This window comes from Caulobacter sp. FV2ye17ST, from assembly GCF_058680955.1.
In genome coordinates this window covers 784,538-809,171 of the sequence record NZ_CM178727.1, presented here as the reverse complement: position 1 = coordinate 809,171, position 24,634 = coordinate 784,538, and the positions used below count along the sequence as shown (strand labels likewise).

General features: G+C 66.9%; 18 protein-coding genes. 6 read left to right on the top strand and 12 right to left on the bottom strand.

Going from position 1 to position 24,634, the window contains the following annotated elements; translation table 11 throughout:
* Nucleotides 1-27 precede the first annotated feature (27 nt).
* From flbD to ACW17V_RS03920, 9 genes are all read right to left on the bottom strand, one after another.
* Nucleotides 28-1,398, bottom strand: coding sequence for a sigma-54-dependent transcriptional regulator FlbD (flbD, locus tag ACW17V_RS03960; protein WP_492107587.1), 1,371 nt, complete (start codon nt 1,396-1,398; stop codon nt 28-30).
* 27 nt (nt 1,399-1,425) lie between these two features.
* The gene (gene fliN / locus ACW17V_RS03955; RefSeq protein ID WP_492107586.1) at nt 1,426-1,761 is read right to left on the bottom strand and encodes a flagellar motor switch protein FliN; all 336 of its coding nucleotides are present in this window, start codon (nt 1,759-1,761) and stop codon (nt 1,426-1,428) included.
* 5 nt (nt 1,762-1,766) lie between these two features.
* On the bottom strand, nt 1,767-2,417 hold the full coding sequence (locus tag ACW17V_RS03950; protein ID WP_492107585.1) for a FliH/SctL family protein: 651 nt from the start codon (nt 2,415-2,417) through the stop codon (nt 1,767-1,769).
* A gap of 13 nt (nt 2,418-2,430) precedes the next feature.
* Nucleotides 2,431-3,453 (bottom strand): flagellar motor switch protein FliG, encoded by a 1,023-nt coding sequence (fliG, locus tag ACW17V_RS03945; protein WP_492107584.1) that lies wholly within the window; start codon nt 3,451-3,453, stop codon nt 2,431-2,433.
* Complete coding sequence (gene fliF, locus ACW17V_RS03940; RefSeq protein WP_492107583.1) at nt 3,453-5,102, bottom strand: flagellar basal-body MS-ring/collar protein FliF; 1,650 nt, start codon at nt 5,100-5,102, stop codon at nt 3,453-3,455. The genes fliG and fliF overlap by 1 nt, the downstream gene beginning before the upstream one ends.
* 246 nt (nt 5,103-5,348) lie before the next feature.
* Nucleotides 5,349-5,630, bottom strand: coding sequence for a CtrA inhibitor SciP (sciP, locus tag ACW17V_RS03935; RefSeq protein WP_062148715.1), 282 nt, complete (start codon nt 5,628-5,630; stop codon nt 5,349-5,351).
* A gap of 169 nt (nt 5,631-5,799) precedes the next feature.
* Nucleotides 5,800-7,476, bottom strand: a complete 1,677-nt coding sequence (flgE, locus tag ACW17V_RS03930; protein ID WP_492107582.1) for a flagellar hook protein FlgE — start codon at nt 7,474-7,476, stop codon at nt 5,800-5,802.
* 132 nt (nt 7,477-7,608) lie between these two features.
* Nucleotides 7,609-8,343 (bottom strand): flagellar hook assembly protein FlgD, encoded by a 735-nt coding sequence (locus tag ACW17V_RS03925; RefSeq protein ID WP_492107581.1) that lies wholly within the window; start codon nt 8,341-8,343, stop codon nt 7,609-7,611.
* Between the two features lie 14 nt (nt 8,344-8,357).
* Nucleotides 8,358-10,097, bottom strand: coding sequence for a flagellar hook-length control protein FliK (locus ACW17V_RS03920; RefSeq protein ID WP_492107580.1), 1,740 nt, complete (start codon nt 10,095-10,097; stop codon nt 8,358-8,360).
* Between the two features lie 404 nt (nt 10,098-10,501).
* On the opposite strand from ACW17V_RS03920, the gene flgK reads away from it, so the two are divergent.
* From flgK to mnmA, 3 genes are read left to right on the top strand one after another with little or no spacing between them, the layout of a single operon-like run.
* Nucleotides 10,502-12,610, top strand: coding sequence for a flagellar hook-associated protein FlgK (gene flgK, locus ACW17V_RS03915; RefSeq protein WP_492107579.1), 2,109 nt, complete (start codon nt 10,502-10,504; stop codon nt 12,608-12,610).
* A 9-nt stretch (nt 12,611-12,619) separates the two neighbouring features.
* Nucleotides 12,620-13,540 carry a flagellin gene (locus tag ACW17V_RS03910; RefSeq protein ID WP_492107578.1) on the top strand — a complete coding sequence of 307 codons (921 nt, stop codon included), beginning with the start codon at nt 12,620-12,622 and terminating at the stop codon, nt 13,538-13,540.
* Nucleotides 13,541-13,574: 34 nt separating this feature from the next.
* Nucleotides 13,575-14,783, top strand: coding sequence for a tRNA 2-thiouridine(34) synthase MnmA (gene mnmA, locus ACW17V_RS03905; RefSeq protein ID WP_492107577.1), 1,209 nt, complete (start codon nt 13,575-13,577; stop codon nt 14,781-14,783).
* Here the strand turns inward: mnmA and ACW17V_RS03900 are convergent.
* Complete coding sequence (locus ACW17V_RS03900) at nt 14,780-15,247, bottom strand: Lrp/AsnC ligand binding domain-containing protein (protein WP_419254370.1); 468 nt, start codon at nt 15,245-15,247, stop codon at nt 14,780-14,782. The genes mnmA and ACW17V_RS03900 overlap by 4 nt on opposite strands.
* Nucleotides 15,248-15,680: 433 nt before the next feature.
* On the opposite strand from ACW17V_RS03900, the gene putA reads away from it, so the two are divergent.
* A complete protein-coding gene (putA, locus tag ACW17V_RS03895; protein WP_492107576.1) occupies nt 15,681-18,770 on the top strand; it encodes a bifunctional proline dehydrogenase/L-glutamate gamma-semialdehyde dehydrogenase PutA in 3,090 nt (1,029 codons plus the stop codon).
* 95 nt (nt 18,771-18,865) lie between these two features.
* The gene (locus ACW17V_RS03890) at nt 18,866-20,185 is read left to right on the top strand and encodes a glycoside hydrolase 5 family protein (protein ID WP_492107575.1); all 1,320 of its coding nucleotides are present in this window, start codon (nt 18,866-18,868) and stop codon (nt 20,183-20,185) included.
* Here ACW17V_RS03890 and ACW17V_RS03885 read toward each other — a convergent pair.
* Nucleotides 20,182-21,600, bottom strand: coding sequence for a S41 family peptidase (locus ACW17V_RS03885; protein ID WP_492107574.1), 1,419 nt, complete (start codon nt 21,598-21,600; stop codon nt 20,182-20,184). The two genes, ACW17V_RS03890 and ACW17V_RS03885, sit on opposite strands and share 4 nt — an antisense overlap.
* Before the next feature lie 155 nt (nt 21,601-21,755).
* Between ACW17V_RS03885 and ACW17V_RS03880 the strand changes: the two genes are divergently transcribed.
* The gene (locus ACW17V_RS03880) at nt 21,756-23,375 is read left to right on the top strand and encodes a carboxylesterase/lipase family protein (protein ID WP_492107573.1); all 1,620 of its coding nucleotides are present in this window, start codon (nt 21,756-21,758) and stop codon (nt 23,373-23,375) included.
* Here ACW17V_RS03880 and ACW17V_RS03875 read toward each other — a convergent pair.
* On the bottom strand, nt 23,372-24,574 hold the full coding sequence (locus ACW17V_RS03875) for an acetyltransferase domain-containing protein (protein WP_492107572.1): 1,203 nt from the start codon (nt 24,572-24,574) through the stop codon (nt 23,372-23,374). The genes ACW17V_RS03880 and ACW17V_RS03875 overlap by 4 nt on opposite strands.
* Between the last annotated feature and the right edge of the window lie 60 nt (nt 24,575-24,634).

Below are 24,634 nucleotides of genomic sequence, written 5' to 3'. Positions count from 1 at the left end.
ACCGATGGTCGCGGCGCCTGAACGGATTCAGGCGGCGGCGGAGCCCATTCCGCCCTGCGGCGGCGGCACCGAGATGCCGGCGTCGCCATATTCCTTGAGCTTGTTGCGCAGGGTCCGGATCGAGATCCCCAGGATGTTGGCCGCGTGGGTGCGATTGCCCAGGCAGTGTTCCAGCGTGTCGATGATCAGGTGCTGCTCGACCTCGGCCACCGTAGAGCCGACAAAGGCGCGCGACACGGCGTCGGCGGCCATCTGGGCGCCGCGCGCGACAGCGGCGTCGGGGTTGGGGGCCATGGGCTGGCCGTCTGGCAAGCGGATGGCGAACTCTTCGATCTCCGCGCCGGGCGACAGCAGCACTGCGCGGTGCATGGCGTTTTCCAGCTCGCGGACATTGCCGGGCCAGCGGTGGCCGATCAGGCGACGCTTGGCCTCGGCCGAGATCGGCTTTTCGGCGACGCCGTTGGCGGCCGAGTACTTCTTGATGAAGAACTCGCACAGGCTCATCACGTCGGCCGGGCGCTCGCGCAGCGGCGGCAGGCGCAGGTTCACGACGTTCAGGCGATAGAGCAGATCCTCGCGGAACGTGCCGTCCTTCACGGCCTGGGTCAGGTCGCGGTTGGAGGTGGCGAGGATGCGGATGTCGACCTTGACCGGCTTGGAGCCGCCGACGCGGTCGATCTCGCGCTCCTGGATGGCGCGCAGCAGCTTGGCCTGCAGGCGGGTGTCCATCTCGCTGATTTCATCCAGCAGCAGGGTGCCGCCGTTGGCTTCCTCGAACTTGCCGATGCGGCGGGCCATGGCGCCGGTGAAAGCGCCCTTCTCGTGGCCGAACAGCTCGCTTTCCAGCAGGTTCTCGGGGATGGCGGCGCAGTTGACGCTGATGAACGGCGCCTTGGCGCGGCGCGACTTGCCGTGGAGATAACGGGCCATCACCTCCTTGCCCGAGCCGCTTTCGCCGGTGATCAGGATCGAAGCGTCCGACGGCGCGACCTGGTCGGCCAGGCGGATGACGCTTTCCATCGACGGATCGCGGACGATCATCGGCCGCTCGTCGTCGGTGACGGCGGCCAGGACCGCGGCGATCAGCTCGGCGTCCGGCGGCAGGGGGATGAATTCCTTGGCCCCGGCCTTGATCGCGGCGGCGGCGCGCATCGGATCGGCGTCGACCCCGCAGGCCACCACCGGCACCCGGATCCGCTCGGATTCGTTGGCTGCGATCAGGCCCGCGATATCCAGCGAGTAGTCGACCATCAGCAGGTCGGCCCCCTGGCCCGCGCGCAGGGCATGGGTCGCCTGCTCGATGGTCTCGACGTGCGAGACCTTGGCGCCCGTGTTCATCGCCATTTTCACGGCGACCGAGAGCTGTCCGTTCAGTTTACCAACGACGAGAAGCCGCATGATCTTGTCCTCCTTGACGCGTCAGGCTCAGCCCGCCGCGTCGCCGTCCTTGATGATTTCCGTCATGGTCACGCCCAGGCGCTCGTCGACGACGACCACCTCGCCCCGGGCCACCAGCCGGTTGTTCACATAGATATCGATCGCCTCGCCGACCTTGCGGTCCAGCTCCAGGATGCTGCCCTGGCCCAGCTGCAGCAGTTGGGCGACGGACATGTGAGCGCGCCCGAGAACCGCCGAGATATTGACCGGAACGTCGAACACCGGCGCCAGGTCGGAGGCGATCTTGTCGCTCAATTCGACGGGCATCTCCGAGGCCAGCATCTGACCTCCGAACTCGTCGAGCGTGAGATTGTCTTCGGCCATGGCAGTCAGCTTTCGCTAGCGGGAAGCAGGGGTTCAGCGTGGAGTCCCTCGGCGGCGATGGCCGCCTCAAGGGCGTCGGCGACACGTTGCGTCGCCTCGTTGGGATCGAAGGCCGCCCGACCATCACCCCAGTCGAAGGTGAAGGCGGCGGGCGGCATGTTGTTGTCGGCGCGAGCCACGATCTGACCCGGGAAGCCGATCGCGTGAGCGGTCTCTTCCAGCGCGGCCTGGGTGCGCTCGACCAGATCCGCCGACACCCGGACGGTGATGCGGGGCTGGGCCTCGACCTCGCGGGCCAGGGCCACCAGGGCGGCGCTGGCCGGCGCTTCGGGGAAACGCTCCAGGGCGGCGTCGGCAATCTTGCGACCGGCGGCCAGGGCCAGCAGGGCCGAGCCCGAGCGGTGTTCGTGAGCCACGGCGGCCAGGGTCGAAAAGGCTTCCTGCACGGCGCGGGAAATGTCGGCCAGAGCATTGGCGGCGTGCTGCTCCGCACGCGCCACGGCCGAGCGTTCGCCCTCCGCATGGGCCAGGGCCTTGGCGGTCTCGACCTCCTCGGGGGTGAAGCTGCGCTTCACCTTGGGGGCCTGATAGGCGACGCCGCCGCCGGCGTCGAAGACGGTGTCGAAGGCGAAGCGCTTGTGGGGGATGTCGGTCATCTTGCCATCCTCCTCAGTAGATCAGCTCGTCGTCGCTGCCCGAACCGGCCAGCATGATCTCGCCCTTGGCGGCCAGGTCCTTGGCGACCTGGACCATGGCGACCTGGGCCTGGTCGACGTCCTTCAGACGCACCGGACCCATGCTTTCCATGTCTTCGCGCATGATCTTGGCGGCGCGTTCCGACATGTTTGAGAAGAACATCTCGCGCAGCTTGTCGGAGGCGCCCTTGAGCGCCAGGGCCAGCTGTTCCTTGCCGGTGGCGCGCAGCAGGGTCTGCACGCCGCCCGGATCCAGTTTGGACAGGTCTTCGAACACGAACATCAGAGCGCGGATGCGCTCGGCGGCCTCGCGGTTGCGCTCTTCCAGGGCCGCGATGAAACGGGCCTCGGTCTGGCGGTCGAAGTTGTTGAAGATCTCGGCCATCATCTCGTGGCTGTCGCGCTTGGACGTGCGCGCCAGGTTCGACATGAATTCGGTGCGCAGGGTCTGCTCGATCTTGTCGAGGATCTCGCGCTGCACCGGCTCCATCCGCAGCATGCGGGTGACGCACTCCAGGGCGAAGTCTTCCGGCAGGGACGCCAGCACGCGGGCGGCGTGGTCGGACTTAACCTTGGACAGCACCACGGCGACGGTCTGGGGGTATTCGTTCTTCAGATAGTTGGCGAGCACCGCTTCGTTCACGTTGCCCAGCTTGTCCCACATGGTGCGACCCGCGGGACCGCGGATCTCTTCCATCAGGGCGTCCACCTTTTCAGGCGGCATGAACGAGTTCAGCAGGCGCTGGGTCTGCTCGTAGGAGCCCATGATCGCGCCCGTCGAGCTCATGCCCGAGACGAACTCGACCAGCAGCTCCTCGACGACCGACGCAGAGACCGTGCCGAGGCCGGCCATGGCCTGGGAGACCTCCTTGATCTCCTCGTCGTCCAGGGCTTCCCAGATGCGCGTGTGGTCTTCGCCCAGCGACAGCAGGACGATCGCGGCCTTTTCAGGCCCCGACAGGTTGGAGACGTTGCTGACGGAGGCTTTCATCGCCATCAGGCTGACTCGTGCAGCCAGGTGCGCAGGATGGCCACCGACTCGTCAGGGTGCTTGTCGACGAACTCGGAAACCCGCTTGATCGACGAGGCTTTCACCTGACCTTCGATCTTGGCGATGTCGATGCGCTGATCGATGTCGGCGCCGGGCCCGGCGATGGCGATCGGCTCGCCGGCCTGGTCAATTACAACTTCCTGGGTCGAACCGTCCGACAGGGTGACCATGCGGGTCACCTGCGGCGTGCCCAGGACGGCCTGGTTGCTGGCGCTCGGCGCCATCATGCTGTTCAGGAACGGGCGGACCGCGAAGATCAGGATCATGATGGCGACGATCCCCAGCACGGCCAGCTCGGCGATGCGCATGATGTCGTTCTTGCCAAAGGCCGCCAGCAGACCATCCTTGCCCATGGCCTGGTCCTCAGGCTGCGGGAAGCGGATATTGGTCACCTTGACCTGGTCGCCGCGGGCGGCGTCGAAGCCGATGGCCGTCTTGACCAGATCTTCCAGCTGGGCGCGCTCTTCCTCGGTTCGCGGCGTGTAGGCTCCGGGCTTTCCGTCCTTGCCGGCCGGCGCGGTGACGCCGTCGATGGCCACGGCCACGGCGACCTTCTTGATGGCGCCGGGCTCGGTCACCTCGGTGCGCACCGACTTGGAAATCTCGTAGTTGGTGACGCTTTCGTTGGCGTTCGAGCGCGAACCCAGCGCCTGGAAGCCGCCGGGGGCGCCGCCCGGGATGTTCTGGGCCGCCGAGACGCCGTTGGTGTCGTCGTTCTTGGTTTCGCTGTTGCCCGACTCGTTGGTGCTTTCCGAACGGATCACCTGGCCTTCGGGATCGAACTTTTCTTCCTGAACGGTGATGCGGTTCAGATCGAGCTCGGCGGTGACGTTGACGCGCGCCTTGCCGGGGCCAAGCACGCCGTCGATCATATCCTTGACGGTCTTGGCGATGCGGGCCTCGACCTCGGACTTGCGATCCTGGGCCAGCTGACCGGCCAGGCTTTCGTCGCTGGCGGCCGACAGGGTCTTGCCGTGCTGGTCGATGACATTGACCTTTTCCGGCTTCATGCCGGCCACCGAACCCCCGACCAGATTCTGGACGGCGCGGACCATCTCGGCCGACGGCTCGCGGCCACCGGTGCCGATGGTGACGGCGGCCGAGGGCTGCTCGGCGTCTTCCTCAAAGATCTGTCGCTTGGGCAGCACCAGGTGCACGCGGACCGAATTGACGCCCTGCCATTCCTTGATGGTGCGCTCCAGCTCGCCCTGCAGGGCGCGCTGGCGGTTCAGTTGCTGGACAAAATCGGTCTGGCCCAGAGCGTTGTTGCTGTCGAAGATTTCGTAGCCAATGGAGCCGGAGGTCACCAGACCCTTGCCGGCGACCAGAAGGCGGGCGGAGGCGACCTTGTCGCGCGCCACCATGATCGTCGAGCCGTCGCCCTTGGTCTCGTATTTCACGCCGGCCTGATCCAGGGCCTGGGTGACTTCCGAGGCTTCCTTCAGGTCGAGGTTGGAATACAGGAGCTCGGTCGGCTCCTTGCCCATGAACATGACCAGGGCGACAAGAATGGCCACAACGCCGGCGCCCACGCCGACCAGCGCGGCGAGCCGGCCGACGCCGAACCTCTGTATCGCGCTCAGAAAGCTATCCACTCAGGCCAATCCCCCAGAAAGCCACCCCGACGGGGGACAATGACGCCGACCGCCCGGAGGCATGCGTCGCTAGGCAGGATTTACCCAGTTCAAGGTAAACGAGGCGTTTATATTTGGAGGGCCCGGACCCATCCTGAAGCGCCAAAACGTCGCGGCCGCGCCCCGGGAAGGGCGCGGCCGCTGAACGTTCCAGAGTAGGCCGCCAACCGCGAGAGGTCGGAAAGCCCATATCTTTCAAGCCCGCCGTTAGCGGTACTGCTGGAGCCGGGTGGTCCGGAGACCCGCCAGACCATGCTTGTCGATCGATTGCTGCCAATTGAGGAACTCCTCATTGGTCAACTTGTATCGATCGCACGCTTCGTCGAGCGAGAGCAGACCGCCGCGAACGGCGGCGACCACTTCGGCTTTCCGCCGGATCACCCAACGCTGGGTTTCCGGAGGCGGCAAGTCGGAGAGAGTTAGAGGCGCACCGGTAGGACCGATAACGTACTTCTCACCCCGGCTGTTCGTGCGCTGCTGCTGCAACATGGCTTTACGCCTTTCCCACAACCATCACTGTTGAAGGTCACTATAGGCGCCAGCCAATAACAGCGGCTTAATTCCAATAGTAAAGAAAGGCCTAAACACCTGGCTTCTCCGTGAAGTCTTTAGTGTGCCGATGTGGAACACGGCCATTAAATCGAGTTAATACCTATAACTATCGCTTAATGCTCAAGAGTTCCTCAAGCATCTGGTCAGCTGTAGTGATGATCTTGGACGAAGCGGAGTAGGCTCGCTGCGTCGTGATCAGTCCGGTGAACTCAGTGGACAGATCGACAGTCGAGGCTTCGAGTGTCGAAGGCGCGATTTGACCAGCACCGCCCTGTCCCGGGGTCTTCAGGCTGTAGGTGCCGCTTTCGTTGGTCACGCGATAGGCGTTGCCGTTGACACCCTTCAGGCCGTTAGCGTTGGAGAAGGTGGCGACAGCGACCTGGGCGATCCGGCGCGTTACACCGTTGTCGAAGATCGCCGAGACATAGCCCTCGTCGTCGACTTCGATGTTGGTCAGGTTACCGAAGGCCGTGCCGTTGGTGTTGACCGACTGGACGACCGACTGGCTGTTGAACTGGGTCAAACCGCCGGCGGCGTTGGCCAGGTCGATCTGCAGGGTCTGGCTGTCGATACCCAGGGCGTCAGACCAACGCGGGGCGGCCGTGGAGACCGCCGGATCGGAGGCGCCGATGGTGATCGAGGTCGGGTTGCTGCCGTTGAACAGATTGCCGACCGTCGCCAGCTTGCCATCCGTGGTGAAGGTGACGCGACCCGAGCTGATCAGGCCGTTGGGGACGTTGTCCAGATCACCGGGCTTGGCGCGCAGCTCGGCGTACCATTCGTTGGGGGTGTTGCTCTTGAGCAGGGACAGGGTGACCGTGCGCTGGCCGCCCTTGGAGTCCGAGACCGGGACCTGGATTTCGAAGTCCGGCTTGACGCCGGTGGTGGCGTCCAGCGCGTAGTCGGACATCGAGTTGGTCGCCGCGTCATACAGGTTGCCCGACACCAGGTCAGCGTCGGTGCTGATGCCCAGGGCGGCGGCGGTGACCGTAGGCGTACCCGCGCCGGTGCCGCTGACATCGATCGGCAGGGTGGCCAGGATCCCCGTGCCGGCGGTCATGGCGCCGGCCGCGTAGGTGGCCGTGCCGTTGCCGACCACCACGCCGGCCTTTTTGATCTCGACCGCATAAACGTTGGCGGTGGCGGTGGGCGAGTAGGCCACCGAATAGCTGTTGGTGGCGGCGGCGGAGTCGGTGACGCTGGGCTTGGTGATGCTGAACTTGGACTGGGCCGACAGCGGCTGCTCCGAGCGCAGGTTGGCGTTGATCGCGGCGCGGGTGGTCTTTTCGGCGGTGCCGCCGACCGAACCGACATTGATCGACGACAGCTGGGTCAGGTCCGACGGGTCGGGCGTGATGTCGCCGGTCACGGGATCGGCCAGCCAGCCCTGCAGATAGAGGCCAGCGTCGTTCTTCAGGTAGCCCAGATTGTCGAGCTGGAACGAACCGGCGCGCGTGAACGAACGGGTGTCGGTGGCCGTCAGGCCTTCCGGCTTCTCGGTGGCGACGAAGAAGCCCGAGCCGGAGATCGACAGATCAAGGTTCGAGGTCGAGGACTGGGTCAGGCCCTGCTGCGTGATGAACTGGTGGGTCAGGGCCTTCACGCCGCCGGCGCTGTAGGTCGAGTTCTTGCTCTGCGAGGTGACCAGGGTCGAGAAGTTGGCGGTCGAGCGCTTGTAGCCAACCGTGTTGACGTTGGCGATGTTGTCCGAGATCGCGGCCAGGGCGGACGAGTTGGCGATGAGGCCCGAGACGCCCGAAAGCATGGCGCTGTTGATGCTCATGACGAAATTCCTGCGTTGACTGTCAAATGACTGGAGGGTTCAGCGCGGTTTGCGTTTGGGCTCGGCGGAAACCATTTCCGGGGAGAGCCGCGTCGGCGTCATTCTGACGCCCGGTTCATCGGGTGGTGACGGTTAGGCCGCGGCCGCCGTCGTGTTGGTTGTGGTGTTGGCGGTCGTTGTGGGCGCCGGGGTCGGCGCCGGCGGGTTCTGCACGCCGATCACGGAGTCGACCGGGTATTTCGTGCCGCCGATGGTGACCATGTTCTGACCGCTCTCGTTAGTGATGGCCGTCACGATGCCCTCGATACGACCTTTCGACGTCGCGGGGATCGTGCTGCCTTCGCCGTCCTTGGCGGTGATCTTCAGGGTGTAGGCGCCGCCTGCGGGCTGGGCGGTGCCGTCATCGCTCTTGCCGTCCCATTCAAGCGTGTGATCACCCTTGGACATATCCTCGGGAAGGAGGGTCCGGATCGTCTTGTTGTACTTGTCGACGATCTCGATCTTCACGCTGGTAGCGGCGCGGCTCTGCTCATAGGACCATGTGGCCTTGCCGTCCTTGATCACGGCCTTGTCGGTTTCGACGGTGGCCAGCTTGTCCATCATGGCGACGGCCTGGGTCATACCGCCGTCGTTCATGCCCACCAGCGCCGCCAGCAGGTCATTGGTGACCAGCTGCTGCTCGACGCCGGTCATCTGGACGATCTGACCCGTGAAGGCGTTGGAATCCATTGGCGACAACGGATCCTGGTTCTTCATCTGGGTGGTCAGCAGCTTAAGGAAGGTCTCCTTGCTGCTGGCCAGGGTGTTGCGGGAGTTATTGATCTTGTCGAGCGTGGCGTTGGAGCCCGAAACTGCGGCGGTAGCCATGGCGCGGTCTCTCTCTAGATTCTGATGTCCAGACCGCTGTCAGGGGCCATTCGGAGCCCGGGCAGCAGATCTGAAGCGGAAAGGATGGGAGCGTCGTCGTTCTGGGCGGACTGGAAGGCCTTGCCCGACCAGGCACGGCGGCCGTCTTGGCCGCCGTTGAAATTGAAGAAGGCGTTCTGGCCGTTCTGACCGCCCTGGCTCGACACGTCGAAGCGCAGGGCGTTGTCGGCGATCGTGAAGCCGGCCTGCGACAGGGCCTGGCGGAGCTCCTGCGACTTGCCGCGCAACTCCGCCGCCGCCTGGGCGGTGTCAAAGGCCATCGAGGCCGTCAGCGCGCCGTGTCGGCCGATCTCGATGCGGACATCGACCTTGCCCAGACCTTCCGGCGTGAGGGCGACGTCAAAACGCGTCGTCTGGGCGTCGAGCTTCTTGAGGATCTCGGCCGACAGCTGGGCCACCGTTTCCGGCGAACCGCGCGTTTCAGCCCGGAGCCCCGGAGCGACCTCGGGGGCGGCGGCGACAGTCGCGGCCGTGGTCTGCGAGATCGTGGGAGCATCCGGGGTGGTTGCGACATCGATGGCGGCGGCGCTCAGCGCCTCCGCGCTGGCTTCGCCCTGACCACCCTGCCGGGCAGTGTCGCCCTGACCGGCGCCGGCCTGGTCGGCGAGCGCAGCGGTATCGACGCCCGCGATCTTGACGGCTTCCGTTTCGGTGGAGGCGACGGGTTCGGACTCGGTCGATGCGATCGTGGCGGCCGCGACCTTCACGGCGGGCTCGGCCGCGGCCTGCGCGACGACCTGAACGGTCTCGGCGACCGGCGGGGCGGTCTCGACGACGGGCGCGGCGACGACTGGCGGCGCTTCAACGTCGGCGGGAACGACAACGGGCTCGGCCGACACCGACATGTCGACCGCAGGCGCCGCGACGGCCGGGGCGGTCTTGGGCGCGGGCTTGGCGGCGACGGTCGGCGTCGCAGCGGCCTGTGCGGCCAGGGCGGTGACATCGACGCCGGCCTCCTCGGCCGCGATCGGTGTTTCCAGCAGGGCGCTCTCGGGGATTTCGATTGCAGCCGTCGCGGCGGGCGCGGGCGCTGGCGTTGGCGCGGCGACCTTCGCATCGGCGACAGGCGGCGTGACGACGCCCTGGCCCGAGAGCGCGTCTTCGACCAGCGTGGGCGCGATCAGCGATACAGCGTCCAGCGCGGCGGTGGCGGCGTCCAGGGCGGTTTCGACGGGTGCGGGGGCAGATTCAGCGGCGGGCAGGGATGCGACAAGACCGGAAAGGGCCGGCGGCGGCGTCACAATCGCCGCTGTAGCGTCGATATCTGGAAGAGCTGCGCCAGCCGCGGCGTCGAAGGTCTCTTCCGTCTGCGGGATCATCGCCGCCATAAGGGTCGCTGCGGCCATGGCGGCTGCGTCAGCCTGGGCGGCGGCTTCGGCGGCGTCATCCGAGGCCACCTCCTCTGCGGCGTCGGAAGCCTGGGCCGCCGCGGCGGCGGCGTCATCGGCCTTGGCGGAAGCGGCGTCGACCTTGGCGACTTTGTCTGCGACGTCAGCCCTGTCGGCGGCTTTGTCTGCGGCCTTGCCCGTCGCCTTGTTCGCCCCCTGGGTCGAGGCGTTCCTGGGCGGAGCCGGCTCGTCGGCGGCCGTCACGACGGCGAGCAGCGCATCAAAGCCTTGATCCATACCCTGGCCGCCAGCGCCCGACGGGGGGCTGAAGGAAGGTGCGGCGGCGGTGGCGGCGATCACGGTCATTCGTGGGCTCGGTCCGTTGAGTGCGGCGGTTCATGACGAACGCGCCTTTGTCCGAACCTCCTTCAGCAACCGTCGGGCCAACTCGCTCAAGACGGATCATCCCATTGTTTTTGCTTGTTTTAATGCCTTGTTTACAACTTAAAATCGTCGGTCAGCGGCGCTTTTTGCCGAGTCGAATGGGGTTGCGAGGGGCGTGGCTTGCCGCGTCGCCCGGTCGCGCCCCCAGTTGGCGCCCTCCTTGCGCATCACATCTTGCCGAATACCCGGCGCGTGGAACAAAACGCCATGAATTTCAGTGGCTTGGCATATATCAAGGGCATTGACCCTTCCCCCGCCCGGCAGTTTTCGCCGGGCAAGGGCGCGTCGCGTGGTTCGCGGATTGCCGGGCTGACCGGAGCGTTCGCATGACTCTGAATTCCATCATGAACACGGCGAGTTCGGGAATGATGGCGGCCCAGACGGGTCTGCGCGTCGTCTCCGACAACATCGCAAACGTCAATACCGCCGGCTACGTCCGCAAGACGATCAGCCAGTCAAACCAGATCTCGAACGGCATGGGTGTCGGCGTCAATATCGACGCCATCAAGCGGGCGACCGACCGCTTCCTGCAGCAGGCCAGCCTGAACTCGGTGGCCGACTCCGGCCGCGCATCGGCCCTTTCCGAAGCCTTGAACACCGCCCAGAACCTGTTTGGCGACCCCAGCGGCGACAATAGCTATTTCGGCAAACTGGACGACATCTTCTCGGCGTTCTCCAAGGCCTCGGACGACCCGTCGTCTACCCTGCTGCGCACCCAGGCCCTGACCCGGGTCGACGACTTCCTGGGCGAATCCAGCCGGATCACCGCAGCCCTTTCCAATCTGGGCAAGGACGCCGACAACCGGATCGTCTCCGACATCGAGCGCGTCAACGACCTGCTCCAGCAGATCAACACCCTCAATACCGATATCACCCGCGCAAAGGTGGCCGGCGCCGATGGCACCGGATCCGAGAACGTCCAGAGCGGCCTGATCGACGAGCTTTCGAGCCTGATCAACATCCAGGTCAGCCAGCGGGCCAACGGCGGCGTCATCGTGCGCTCGACCGAGGGTCTCAGCCTGGCCGGCGACGGCGCGGCGGTGATCTCCTATCAGAAGTCCAGCACCGCGACCGGCTTCCTGCAGTGCATCCAGGCCAATGGCGGCGACACTCCGGTGGCGCTCAACATCTCCAGCGGTGAGCTGAAGGGCCTGCTGGACCTGCGCAACACCGAGCTGCCCAACCTGTCCGACCAACTGGGCGAGTTCGTCACCCGCGCGTCGGAAGAGCTGAACCGCGCCTCCAACGCCGCGTCGTCCGTGCCGGCCCCATCCTCGCTGACGGGCCGCAACACCGGCCTGGACGAGGCCACCGCGCTTGATCACTTCACCGGCAAGACCACGATCGCCCTCACCGACTCCAGCGGCGTCATCCAGCGCGAGATCGAGATCGATTTCGACCTGGGCACGATGACCGTCAATGGCGCGGCGGGCCCCAGCTTCACCAACACCAACTTCATCGCCCAGTTGAACACAGCCCTGGGCGGTCAGGGTACGGCCTCGTTCGGCAATGGCGCCCTGAGCCTCAGCGCCAACTCGGGCAACGGGGTGGTGGTCGCCGACGACCCGACCACGCCGTCCAGCAAGATCGGCAAGGGCTTCAGCCAGTTCTTCGGCCTCAACGACATCGTCCAAAACAAGGGCTTCTCGCCCTACGAAACGGGCCTGACCGCCAGCGATCCGCATGGCTTCACGCCCGGCGACGTGATCACCCTGCGTCTGACCGACACGGACGGCGGCCGCATTCGCGACGTCAACATCTCGGTGCCAGCCGGCGCCACGATGCAGGACCTGATGGACACCCTGAACGTCCGAAATGGCGGCGTGGGTCTCTATGGAACCTTCGCCCTAGACGCAAAGGGCGCGATGAACTTCACGTCCTATCCCGGCTCTACGGTCAGCCTTTCGGTGGCCTCTGATGACACCGAGCGCGGTATGGGCGGTCCTTCGATCACCCAGTTGTTCGGGGTGGGCCCCACAGAGCGCAGCACGCGCGGCGAGCGTTTCGTCGTCAATCCGGCCATGGATCAGGACCCTGCCCGGCTGCCCTTCGCCAAGCTGAACCTCTCGGCCGCCCCCGGGGTGATCGCCCTGGCGGTCGGCGACGGACGCGGCGCCCTGGCCCTGGCCAAGGCCGGCGACACCATGACCGATTTCGCCGCGGTGGGCGGGGCTTCGGCTGCAAAGACCAGCCTGCTGCGTTATGCCGCCGATTTCAGTGGCTCGATCGCCCGCAAGGCCGCCGCCGCCGAAAGCCGCAAGGACGCCGCAGAAGCGGTGGCCATCGAGGTCGACACCCAGCGCCAGGCGCAGGAGGGGGTCAATCTCGACGAGGAACTGATCAATCTCACCACCTATCAGCAGGCGTTCAACGCCTCCGCCCGCCTGATCCAGGCGACCAAGGACATGTACGATGTCCTGACAAACATCCTCTGAGGCTGACCGATGACCCGCGTCTCAACCGGCTCCAACTACAGCATCATGACCAGCAACCTGATGCGCGCCCAGCAGCGCCAGAACATACTGGGCGAACAGGTCGCCAGCCAGAAGGTCGCCAACGACCTGAAGGGCTATTCCAAGAACGCCGAGGTGCTGACCGCCATGCGCAGCGCCCAGGCCAAGATCGACGGCCTGATCGACCAGACCAAGCTGGTCGCCAACCGACTGGACATGCAGGACACAGGCATCGGCCAGGTCGCGGACGGCATCCAAACCGGGCGGGCGGCGATCGAGAACGCCATGGCGGCCGGCGGCGCCACCCTGATGCAACAGCTGGAAGCGGCTTTCGGCAACGTCACGCAGGGTCTGAACACCAAGTCGAACGGCCGATATGTATTCGCCGGCGCCCTGACCGACACTGCTCCGACCACCGCCAGCACCCTGGCTGACCTGACCGCCGCGCCGACGACGGCCGACCTCTTCAAGAACGACACCTATATCGCCACCAACCGCATCGACCAGCAGACCACCGTGCAAACCGGCGTTCTGGGCGACGCCCTGGGCACAAAGGCCTTCGACGCCTTCAAGCAGGTGCAGGCCTATGTCGAGGCGAACGGCGCCTTTAGCAGCCCCCTGACCAGCGCCCAGCACGACTTCCTCAAGGGCATGGTGGCGACTTTCAAGGACGCCCATACCGATGCGCTCAATACCCAGGGCAAGAACGGCCTGGTGCAGAAGCGGTTCGAAACGGCCGGCGTCGAGCTCAAGGACCAGGCCGACACCCTGACCGGCATGGTGGGCGGTATCGTCGATGTCGACATGGCCGAGGCCGTGACCCGGCTCGAAGCCGCCCAGCTGGCGGTTCAAGCCGCGGCTCAGGTGTTCGCCAGCCTGCAGAGCTCGTCGCTACTCAACGTCCTGAAATAGACCAAACCTCGCAAAGACGGCCTTGAGGCGCTATATGGCCGCGATGGACGCCGACATCCTCGATCATGCCCATCCAGAGGCCCTGGCCGACCGCGCTGTCGCGATGGCCCGCGACGCCGTGGGCCTGCCCGCTGGCGCGCGCGTCGTGGTGGCGATGTCCGGCGGCGTGGATTCCACGGTCACAGCCGCCCTGCTGGCCCAGGCCGGCTATGACGTCGTCGGCGTCACCCTGCAGCTCTACGACCATGGCGCGGCCATCGCCAAGAAGGGCGCCTGCTGCGCGGGCCAGGACATCCTGGACGCCCGCATGGCCGCCGAGCGCATCGGCATCCCGCACTATGTTCTCGACTACGAAAGCCGCTTCAAGGAGCAGGTAATCGAGGAGTTCGCTGACGCCTATCTGCGCGGCGAGACGCCGATCCCGTGCGTGCGCTGCAACCAGACGGTCAAGTTCCGCGACCTGCTGGACGTGGCCCGCGACCTGGGCGCCGAAGCCATGGCCACCGGCCACTATGTCCAACGCGGCATGTCCGGGAATCGGCCGCAGTTGCGCCGGGCCGGCGATCCGTCCAAGGACCAGAGCTATTTCCTGTTCGCCACCACGCGCGACCAGCTGGATTTCCTGCGCTTCCCGCTGGGCGACATGCCCAAGAGCGAAGTGCGTCGCGTCGCCGCCGAACTGGGTCTGACCATCGCCGACAAGCCCGACAGCCAGGACATCTGCTTCGTGCCCGAAGGCAAGTACACCACGGTGATCGACCGCATCCGGCCGCATGGCGCGATCCCGGGCGACATCGTGCACATGGACGGCCGTGTGCTGGGCCGGCACGAAGGCGTCACCCGCTACACCATCGGCCAGCGCCGGGGCCTGAACATCGCCGTCGGCGATCCGCTGTTCGTGGTCCGCATCGACGCCGACAGGCGCCAGGTGATCGTCGGACCGCGCGAGGCGCTGCTGACGGCCTCGCTGGTGCTCAAGGAAGGCAACTGGCTGGGCGTTCAGGACAGCCTGGAAGCGGCGGCGGAAGCCGGCCAGCCCGTGCTGGCCCGCGTCCGCTCGACCCGCGAACCCGTGCCGGGTCACCTGGCCATGATCGACGGCGACCTGCGCGTGGTGTTCGACACTCACGAAGAGGGCGTCGCCCCGGGCCAGGCCTGCGTGCTTTACGATCCCGCCGATCCGGACCGCGTGCTGGGCGGCGGCTTTATCGCGAGCACGGTCCGAGCCGAGCTGGCGCCTTAAAGCGGCAACTGCACCGTACTCTTGACCTCTTCCAGCACCGCATAGGTCCGCGTCTCGCGCACGCCGGGCATCTTGACCAGGATGTCGCCCAGGAAGCCGCGATAGGCCTCCATGTCGCGCACCCGGGCCTTGATCAGATAGTCGAAGCCGCCCGCCACCATGTGGCATTCCAGGATCTCGGGCGCGCGGCGGACGGCGGCGGCGAAGTCTTCGAAGACCTCGCCTGTCGTGCGCTCCAGCATCACCTCGACGAAGATCAGCAGCGCGCGGTCAACCTTGGCCGGATCCAGCAGGGCGGCATAGCCGGTGATGAAGCCGCGCTCGCGCAGGCGTCGCACCCGATCGAAGGTGGCGGCTGGCGACAGGTTGCACTGCTTGGCCAGCTCGGCATTTGTGATGCGGCCATCGGCCTGGAGAACCCGCAAAAGCCGGCGATCGGTGTCATCAAGAGCGGAACTGGCCATTTGCGCCTTTCATCGAAGATTGTTCGGAAAATAATTATCGAAACCAGAGCACATTCAGTGAATGTGGCGATACACCAATCTCCGTCCTAGCCGGTTTCGCACCGCCGTTCCTCCAGACGGCACCCGGAACCCTCGAAGACCTGTCCCTGCCCTGATTGGGGGACACCAGCGACGCCTTTCCCCCAGGGTGTCGCCGAGAGCGGAAGGGACGCGCGTCTCCCCCCTAGTCGCGTCCCTTCCCACCTCTCTCTTTCAGCGTCATTCTGATCCTGGGCCCAGCGGCGGCGACATCGCGGCGTCTCGGCTGGAGCAAACATGCGCTCGACGTAGCCGGCTCTGAATTTTCTACGGCGTTGACGCGCTACAAACGAAGCACATTCGATCTCAGCCTACATATACCGTTGATCATCATTCTTCCCCAAGGGCGAACCGCATGACCGACTGGGACAGCCTCGACAACGGCAAGTATCGCGACGAAGCGGCCGTGATCGCCGACCTGCTGGCCTCCAAGGCCCTCTCAAGCGAGGACCGCGCCGCCGTCCGCGCCGAGGCCGAGGCCCTGGTGCGCGGCGCGCGCCGCAGCGTCCGCAAGCAGGGCGTGGTCGAGAGCTTCCTGCAGGAGTTCTCCTTGGGCACCCGCGAGGGTCTGGCCCTGATGTGCCTGGCCGAGGCCCTGCTGCGCACCCCCGACGACGACACCCGCGACAAGCTGATCGCCGAGAAGATCGGCTCGGCCGACTGGGCCAGCCATCTGGGCGGCAGCGACAGCCTGTTCGTCAACGCTTCGACCTGGGGCCTGATGCTGACCGGCAAGATTGTCGAGCCCGACGACCAGGCCCAGAAGGACCTGCCCGGCTTCATCAAGAAGATCGCCGGCCGCTTGGGCGAGCCCGTCATCCGCGCGGCCGTCGGCCAGGCCATCCGGATCATGGGCGAACAGTTCGTGCTGGGCCGCACCATCGAGGCGGCGATCAAGCGCGCCGCGCAGGACAACGACATCTGCAGCTTCGACATGCTGGGCGAAGGCGCCCGTACCGCGGCCGACGCCGCGCGTTACGAGACGTCCTATGCCGACGCCATCGAAACGGTCGGCAAGCTGTCGAACGGCGTCGGTCCCGAGGCCGGTCACGGCGTGTCGGTCAAGCTGTCGGCCCTGACCCCGCGCTATGAGGCCACGCAGGAAGCCCGCGTCTGGGACGAGCTCTATCCTCGCGTCCTGCGCCTGGCCCTGATCGCCGCCAAATACGACATCAACTTCACCATCGACGCCGAGGAAGCCGACCGCCTGGCGCTGTCGCTGAAACTGCTGGACCGCCTGTGCCGCGAGCCGGAGCTGGGCCAATGGACCGGTCTGGGCCTGGCCGTCCAAGCCTATCAGAAGCGCTGCCCCGAGGTGATCGCGCGCCTGACGGCCCTGTCCAAGGACACCGGCCGCCGCCTGATGGTGCGCCTGGTCAAGGGCGCCTATTGGGATAGCGAGATCAAGCGCGCCCAGGTCGCCGGCCGCCCGGACTATCCGGTCTATTCGACCAAGCCCGCCACGGATCTCTCCTACCTAGTCTGCGCCAAGGCCCTGGTCGAGGCCGCGCCGCACCTCTACGCCCAGTTCGCCACCCACAACGCCCACACCCTGGCGGCCGTGGTGCGGATGTCCAAGAACGCCGGCGTCAAGATCGAGCACCAGCGCCTGCACGGCATGGGCGAAGCGCTCTACAAGGCCGCCGACGACCTCTATGACGGCATCACCCTGCGGGCCTACGCTCCGGTGGGCGGCCACGAGGACCTGCTGCCCTATCTGGTTCGCCGCCTGCTGGAAAATGGCGCCAACACCAGCTTCGTCCACGCCCTGCTCGACGAGCGGGTGCCAGTGGAAAAGGTGGTCGTCGATCCGATCGACGCCGTCGAGGCCCACCCCGACCGTCACGCCAAGATCCCGACCCCGATAAACGTTTATGGCCACCGTCGCCTGAACTCCGCCGGGATCGACCTGTCGATCATGGCCGAGCGCGAACGCCTGACCGTAGCCGTGGCGGCGCTGGACAGCGTGACCCTTTCGGCCGGCCCGCTGGTCGGCGGCAAGATGACGGCCGGCGCCGCGCCGCAGCCGGTGGTCAGCCCGTCGGACACCGCCCGTGTCGTGGGTGTGGTCTCAGAGGCCCAGCTCCCCCAGATCGACCAGGCCTTCAAGCTGGCTCGCGCCGCCCAGCCGGCCTGGGATCGCTCGGGCGGCGCCGCCCGCGCCAGGGTTCTGCGCGCCATGGGCGACGCGCTGGAAGCCAATATCGACCGCCTGATCGCCATCCTGTCGCGGGAAGCCGGCAAGACCCTCAGCGACGGCATCGCCGAGGTCCGCGAGGCCGTCGATTTCTGCCGCTACTACGCGGTGCTGGCCGAGGATCAGTTCGGTGACGGCGAGATCCTGAAAGGTCCGGTCGGCGAGACCAACGTCCTGCGCCTGGCCGGTCGCGGCGTCTTCGTCTGCATCAGCCCCTGGAACTTCCCGCTGGCCATCTTCACCGGCCAGATCGCCGCCGCCCTGGCCGCCGGCAACGCCGTGCTGGCCAAGCCCGCCGAACAGACCCCGCTGATCGCCACGGAGGCGGTGAAGCTCTATCACGCGGCCGGCCTGGACCCACGCCTGCTGGCCCTGCTGCCCGGTCGCGGCGAAACCGTCGGCGCGGTGCTGACGGCTCATGACGAGCTGGACGGCGTGGCCTTCACCGGGGGCACCGACACCGCCTGGCGGATCAACCAGACGCTGGCCCAGCGTCAGGGCCCGATCGTGCCGTTCATCGCCGAGACCGGCGGCCTCAACGGCATGTTCGTCGACACCACCGCCCAGCGCGAGCAGGTGATCGACGACGTCATCGTCTCGGCCTTCGGATCGGCCGGCCAGCGATGCTCGGCCCTGCGCCTGCTGTTCCTGCCGCACGACACCGCCGACCACATCATCGACGGTCTCAAGGGCGCCATGGACGCGCTGGTGCTGGGCGATCCGGCCCTGGCCGTCACCGATGTCGGCCCGGTGATCGACGCCGACGCCAAGGGCGCGCTGGAAAAGCACCTGGAGCGCCTGAAGCGCGAAGCCAGGATCCTGCACGCCCTGGAAACTCCAGCGGCCGGCACGTTCTTCGCCCCGGTCCTGGCCGAGATCCCGGGCGGCGACTTCCTGGAGCGCGAGGTATTCGGCCCAGTCCTGCACGTGGTCCGCTACGCGCCTGAGGACCTGGAACACGTGGCCAGCGCCCTGGCGGCCCGTCGTTATGGCCTGACGCTGGGCATCCACTCTCGGATCGAAAGCTTCGCGGCCGACGTCCAGCGCCTGGTCCCGGCCGGCAACACCTATGTGAACCGCTCGATGACCGGCGCGGTGGTCGGCGTGCAGCCGTTCGGCGGCGAAGGCCTCTCGGGCACCGGCCCCAAGGCCGGCGGCCCGCACGCCCTGCTCCGCTACGCCGTCGAACGCGCGCTGAGCATCAACATCACGGCCCAGGGCGGCGATCCGGCGCTGTTGAACCTGTAGCCCTGCAACAACCGCCACCAGGCGGTTGTTAGCGGTATCGAGACACGGCATGGTCCTCCGGCACGCGCCCTCAGAGCGCGTTCCGGAGGACGCCCATGACCCTTTCCCGCCGCGCGCTCCTGGCCGCTCTCGCCGCCTCGCCCGCCCTGGGCGCGGCAACCGCCAAGCCTAAGGGCTTCGTCGGCGTGGCCGACGGCAAGCTTGTTCTCGACGGCAAGCCCTACCGCTTCGTCGGCGGCAATCTCTGGTACGGCGCGTGGCTGGGCTCGCCCGCCGCCTATGGCGACCGCGCCCGGCTGGGCCGCGAGCTGGACAAGCTGAAAAACCTGGGCGTGACCAACCTGCGGGTTCTGGGTTCGGGTGAGACGTCGCCGGCCAAGGTGGCGATGGACCCCACCTTCCGCGGCCCCGGCGAGGACTACAGCGCCGACCTGCTGACCGGTCTCGACGTCCTGCTGGCCGAGATGGCCAGGCGCGACATGAAGGCCGTGATCTATCTGAACAATTTCTGGGACTGGTCGGGCGGCATGCCCGCCTATCTGAACTGGACCGGCAACGGGACCTGGTTCCAGCAGGGCGACCCGGCCCATCCCTGGCCGGCCTATCCCGACTATTCAGCCCGCTTCTACGGCGACGCCAGGGCCAACGCGATGTTCCGCCACTTCGTGCGGGCCGTGGTCGGACGGACCAGCACCGTCACCGGCAAGCCCTATCGGGACGACCCGACGATCATGGCCTGGCAGCTGGCCAACGAGCCGCGCCCGGGCGGGACCGAGGACTTCGGCGTCAGGAACCTGCCGACCTACTACCGCTGGATCGACGAGACGGCGGCCTACATCAAGACCCTCGATCCCAATCACCTGGTCTCGACCGGCAGCGAGGGCTCAAAGGGGTGCCTGGAGCGCGAGTCCTGCGTCGTCGAGGCTCACAAGCCCGCGTCCATCGACTACATGACCCTGCACGTCTGGCCCAACAACTGGAGCTGGATCGACTTCAAGGATCAGCCGGGCACCTACGACGCGGGCGAGGCCCAGTGCCGCGACTATGTCACCCGCCACATCGCCCTGGCCAAGGGCCTGAACAAGCCGCTGGTCATCGAGGAGTTCGGCCTGATCAGGGACGAGCGCGTCTTCGAGCCCGGTGCGCCGGCAACCTTCAAGGATCGCTTCTATCGCACGATCTACGACATGACCCTGGCCGACATGAAGGCCGGGGGACCAACAGCCGGCACCAATTTCTGGGCCTGGAACGGCGAGGGCCGCGCCCAGCAGCCGGACGCCTGGTTCAAGAAGGGCGACATCAGTTTCGTCGGCGATCCGCCGCAGGAGGAACAGGGCCTGTTCGGGGTGTTCGACGCTGATGTCTCGACCCTGGCGGTGATCGCCGAGCACGCCGGGGCGGTGCGGGCGCTCTAGCGACCCGCGACCGCCCTGGCCACGGCTTCGGGCAGTCGGGCCGCCAGACGGCGGGCCTTCAGCGCCGGACCGTCCGTGACGCGGAATCCGACCAGAACGTCCGGCTCGACCCCGCCGATCTCATTGGAGCCGTCGGCGCGCAAACGCAGACAATCGGGTAGAGATAAGCGACCGCCGCTGTTCTTCAGCGTCAGGGGGCCGACGTCCGTTGCGTGGCCGCAACCCGCGCCCAGCGTCGGAGCCCCAACGATCACGGCGGCCTTGTTGTCCTGCAGCACGGCGGCGAATTCCTCGGAGGCGCTGGCCGACTTGCCGTCCACCAGCACCATCAGGGGACCGGACCAGACGCCTTCTCGCCAGGTCCATTTGGCTGGCTGGAAAACCGACTGCCCCCAGGGCTTGTCCGCCAGGGCGGCCGGATCGGCCGACGCCCAGACGCCGCTGCCATAGCCTGCGTCGATCAGCAGAGGGCAGCTCCTGTCGGCGGCCGGGTCGCACGGCCGGCGCGCTTCGGCGGCGCGCGCCCGCAGGTCGGCCGCTTGACGCAGCAGGTCAGCCCGGGTCGCGCCGCGCTCCTGGCTGATGTTGTTCTCGATGTCCTCAGCCAGGCTGTCCAACTGGCTGGCCGCCTGGGGCGAGCGGACATGGCGAACCGGTCCGCTCTTCACCCGCACAGGCGTGACCATGCGCAGGGCGACCTCGGCCCATTCGCGGCCGCCGCCGTTGCCGGTCAGGTCGATCATCAGCACCTCGGCACCGGCCACTTTCATGGCCTGCAGCCGCGCGCCGAAGCGGTCGGTCAGGATCTGATAGACGGCCGCATCCAAACGCTGCGCGCAGCCGCCATCGCACGGCTTGTCCATCGGCAGCTTAAGCTCGGCCGCCGCGGCGTCGCACACAGCCCGATCGGCCATGAAGAGCACGATCTGAACGACCCCGACCTTGCGGCCATCAATGGTGACGAGGCCGCCGGGGAATTCGCGCGCGCCCTCGCCACTGTCGAGCGCTGTCCAGCCAGGCAGACCCGAGGCGGCCGGCAGCCGCGTGCGCTGAGGTCGCAGGTCTGCGCAAGGCAGGCCATCACCGGGACGGATGTCGCTTGAAGCCAGCGCGGCCTTGGCCCAGTCAATCCGCACATGGCCATCGGCCAGACTGGCCAGCGCCTTGTCCATCAGCGCCCGGGCCTCGACCTCGGAAGACGCCTTTTCCAGCCCGCCCTCCAATGCCTGGAAACTGCTGTCCAGGTTCAGGCCGCGATCGACCCTAAGCCACTCGATATTGGGGTAGCGCGTGTCCAACGCGGCCCGGATTTGCCGGGCGTCCTGGATCCACGGCGCGGGATCGTAGGCGAAGGCGGGCGCGGCGACGGCCCACAGGGCGACAGCCGCCAGGGCGGCGCGAACGGGTTTCAGCATAACAGGGGTTTCCCAACCGACTTCCCCGCCTCCTAATCGGCGCGTTCGCCGAGGGCACGTTAAAAGCCTGTAAGTGATGCGCCGGTGTGGATTGCCACCGGTGTCACATGCTACCTCTGCTCCCCAAGCTCGCCAGAAGCCGCCGGAGGACACCCATGGACACCCGCCAGACTCTCGACCGTCGAGGCCTGCTGATTGCCGTGGGCGCGGCCGCCCTGGCGCCGTCCGCGGGCTGGGCGACGACCTCCGCCTCGCCCGTCGTGGCCACCACTGCCGGCAAGGTGCGCGGCGCGACAGCCGGGGGCGTCCACGTCTTCAAGGGCCTGCGCTATGGCGCCGACACCGGCGGCGCGCGGCGGTTCATGCCGCCGGTCAAGCCGCAGCCCTGGAACGGCGTGCAGGACGCCCTGGCCTATGGCGCGGCCTCTATGCAAACCGGCAAGGGCGAGGACGGCGAGACGCTGTCTGAGGACTGCCTGTTCCTGAATGTCTGGACGCCCGCGAAAGCCGGCAAAACAGGTCTCGCCGACGGGGTCAAACGGCCGGTGATGTTCTACATCCACGGCGGCGCCTACAACGGCGGCTCCGGCGGCAGCCCACTCTATGACGGGACGAAGCTGGCCCTGCGCGGCGAAGTGGTGGTGGTCACGGTCAATCACCGGCTCAACGCCTTTGGCTACCTGTATCTGGCGCGCCTGTTCGACGATCCCAGCGTCGCCGACAGCGGCAATGTCGGCCAGATGGATCTGGTCCTGGCCCTGGAATGGGTGCGCGACAACATCGCGGCCTTCGGCGGCGATCCGTCCAATGTCACGGTGTTCGGGCAATCCGGCGGCGGGGCCAAGATCGCCACCCTGATGGCCATGCCCACGGCCAAGGGCCTGTTCCACCGCGCCGCCACCATGAGCGGCCAGCAGGTCACGGCCGGCGGCCCGTTCAACGCCACCAAGCGAGCGCAGCTGTTCCTCGACAAGCTGGAGGTCAAGGATCTGGCCGCCCTGCGCGCCCTGCCCGCCGATCAGCTTCTCAACGGCTTGAAGGCCATCGACCCCATCGCAGGCTCGGGCGGCGTCTATATGGGTCCGGTGCTGGACGAGCGCTCCCTGACCCGCCACCCGTTCTTCCCCGACGCCGCGCCGCAAAGCCTGAACGTGCCGATGATGTGCGGCAACACCCATGACGAGACGCGCGGCTTCGTCGGCTATGACAAGAAGATGCTGGACCTGACCTGGGACGAGGTGATCGCCCGCCTGCCCGGCCAGTTTAACGCCCGCATCGACATCGACCCGGCCACCGTCGTGGCGGCCTACCGCAGGATCTATCCGGCCTATTCGCCATCAGACGTGTTCTTCGCCGCCTCAACGGCGGGACGTTCGTGGAAGGCGGCGATCATCCAGGCCGAGGAGCGGGCCCGGGCCGGCGCGCCGGCCTATGTCTATCAGGTCGACTGGCGCTCGCCCCGCGACGGCGGCGTCTGGGGCGCGCCCCACACCATCGACATCGCCCTGGTGTTCGGCACCGTGACCGCGAAGGGCTCGCTGGCCGACGGCGGCGCAGACTCGATCGCCATGTCCAACCAGATGAGCGACGCCTTCATCGCCTTTGCCCGCACCGGCAATCCCAACACCGCCGCGATCCCGGCCTGGGAGCCCTATACCCTGCCCCGCCGCCAGACGATGGTGTTCAACACGCCGGCTTCAGAGATGGCGGATGACCCGCGAGGGGCGGAGCGCGAGCTGTTCAACAAGGTGCCCTTCATCCAGTTCGGGACCTAAAGATAGCTCAGCCACCAGTCGTTGCGCCGCGCCTTCAGCCCCGCCCACCACAGGCACAGCGGATAGAGCGCGGCGACCACGGCGATCCAGATCAGATAGACCACGCCCAGCGGGAAGCCCCAGCCCCGCAGGGCCTGCGCATCCGGGCCGCTCGGACCCCAGACGAAGGCCGAGAACGGATAGCCCATCGCCACCCCCACGGCCGCCGCCAGCAGGTGGGCCGCGAAGAAGTGCAGCAGGTAATAGAACAGCGGTACGCGCCCGAACGTGACCAGCACCTTGGCCGGCGGTCCCTTCAGTCGCTCCAGGGCCAGCAGCATCAGGAGCGCCGGACCCAGGGTGATCAGCGCATAGGCGAGCGACGGCGGATACTTGCTGATCTGGAAGAACGACATCGCCGTGCGCAGGCCGTCAGCTTGCGCCTTCCACGGCGCGGGATCGCCATAGCCATTGAGGCCCCGGATGATCAGGAACGCGATGATCGCGCCGACGCCGAGAACCAGCAGCCAGCGGGTGCGGCGGGCCTTGTCCATCAGGAACACGGGACCCAGGCCGTAGCCCAGCAGCATGATCCCGATCCAGGCCAGGAAGGGATAGAGGATGAACAGGCCTACCCCGACCGGGACCAGACCGGGTCGGGTGGCCAGGGCGACCACGGGCGCCAAGGCGCCAAACTGCTCAAGCGGGACAAGGGCCAGCAGGCCGTGACCGACGACGATCACCGCGCTCAGCGCCAGCGAGACCCCGCGCGGCAGCCAGATCAGCGCCGACAGCAGCAGCATCCCCAGGCCGATGCACCAGATCACCTGCAGGAAGAACAGGCCCGGCCGCAGGCCGATCGCCAGGCTGACCACCAAGACCTCCAGCAGGATCAGCCAAAGCCCCCTGGTCAGCAGAAAACGGCTCAGCGCCGGCTTGCCCTTGCCCCGCTGCAGCTGGAACCAGACCGACGCACCCGACAGGAAGACAAAGGTCGGGGCGCAGAAATGGGTGACGAAGCGGGTCAGGAACAGCGCAAGGCTGGTCTGGGTCGGGTCGCTGGGATCGAAGTTCAGGGCGTCGATGTGGAAGAAGTCGCGCAGGTGGTCCAGGGCCATGACCACCATGACCAGGCCCCGCAACATGTCGACCGCCTCAAGCCGCCCGCGCGGCCCCGTCGCCGGCGCGCCCAGTTCGTCAGTCTTCGTTTGATCCGTCATGGCGCCCTCCCCCGAGTCTGGGAGAGATTGCCGGATCGGGCGGGATTTTCAAATCCCGCC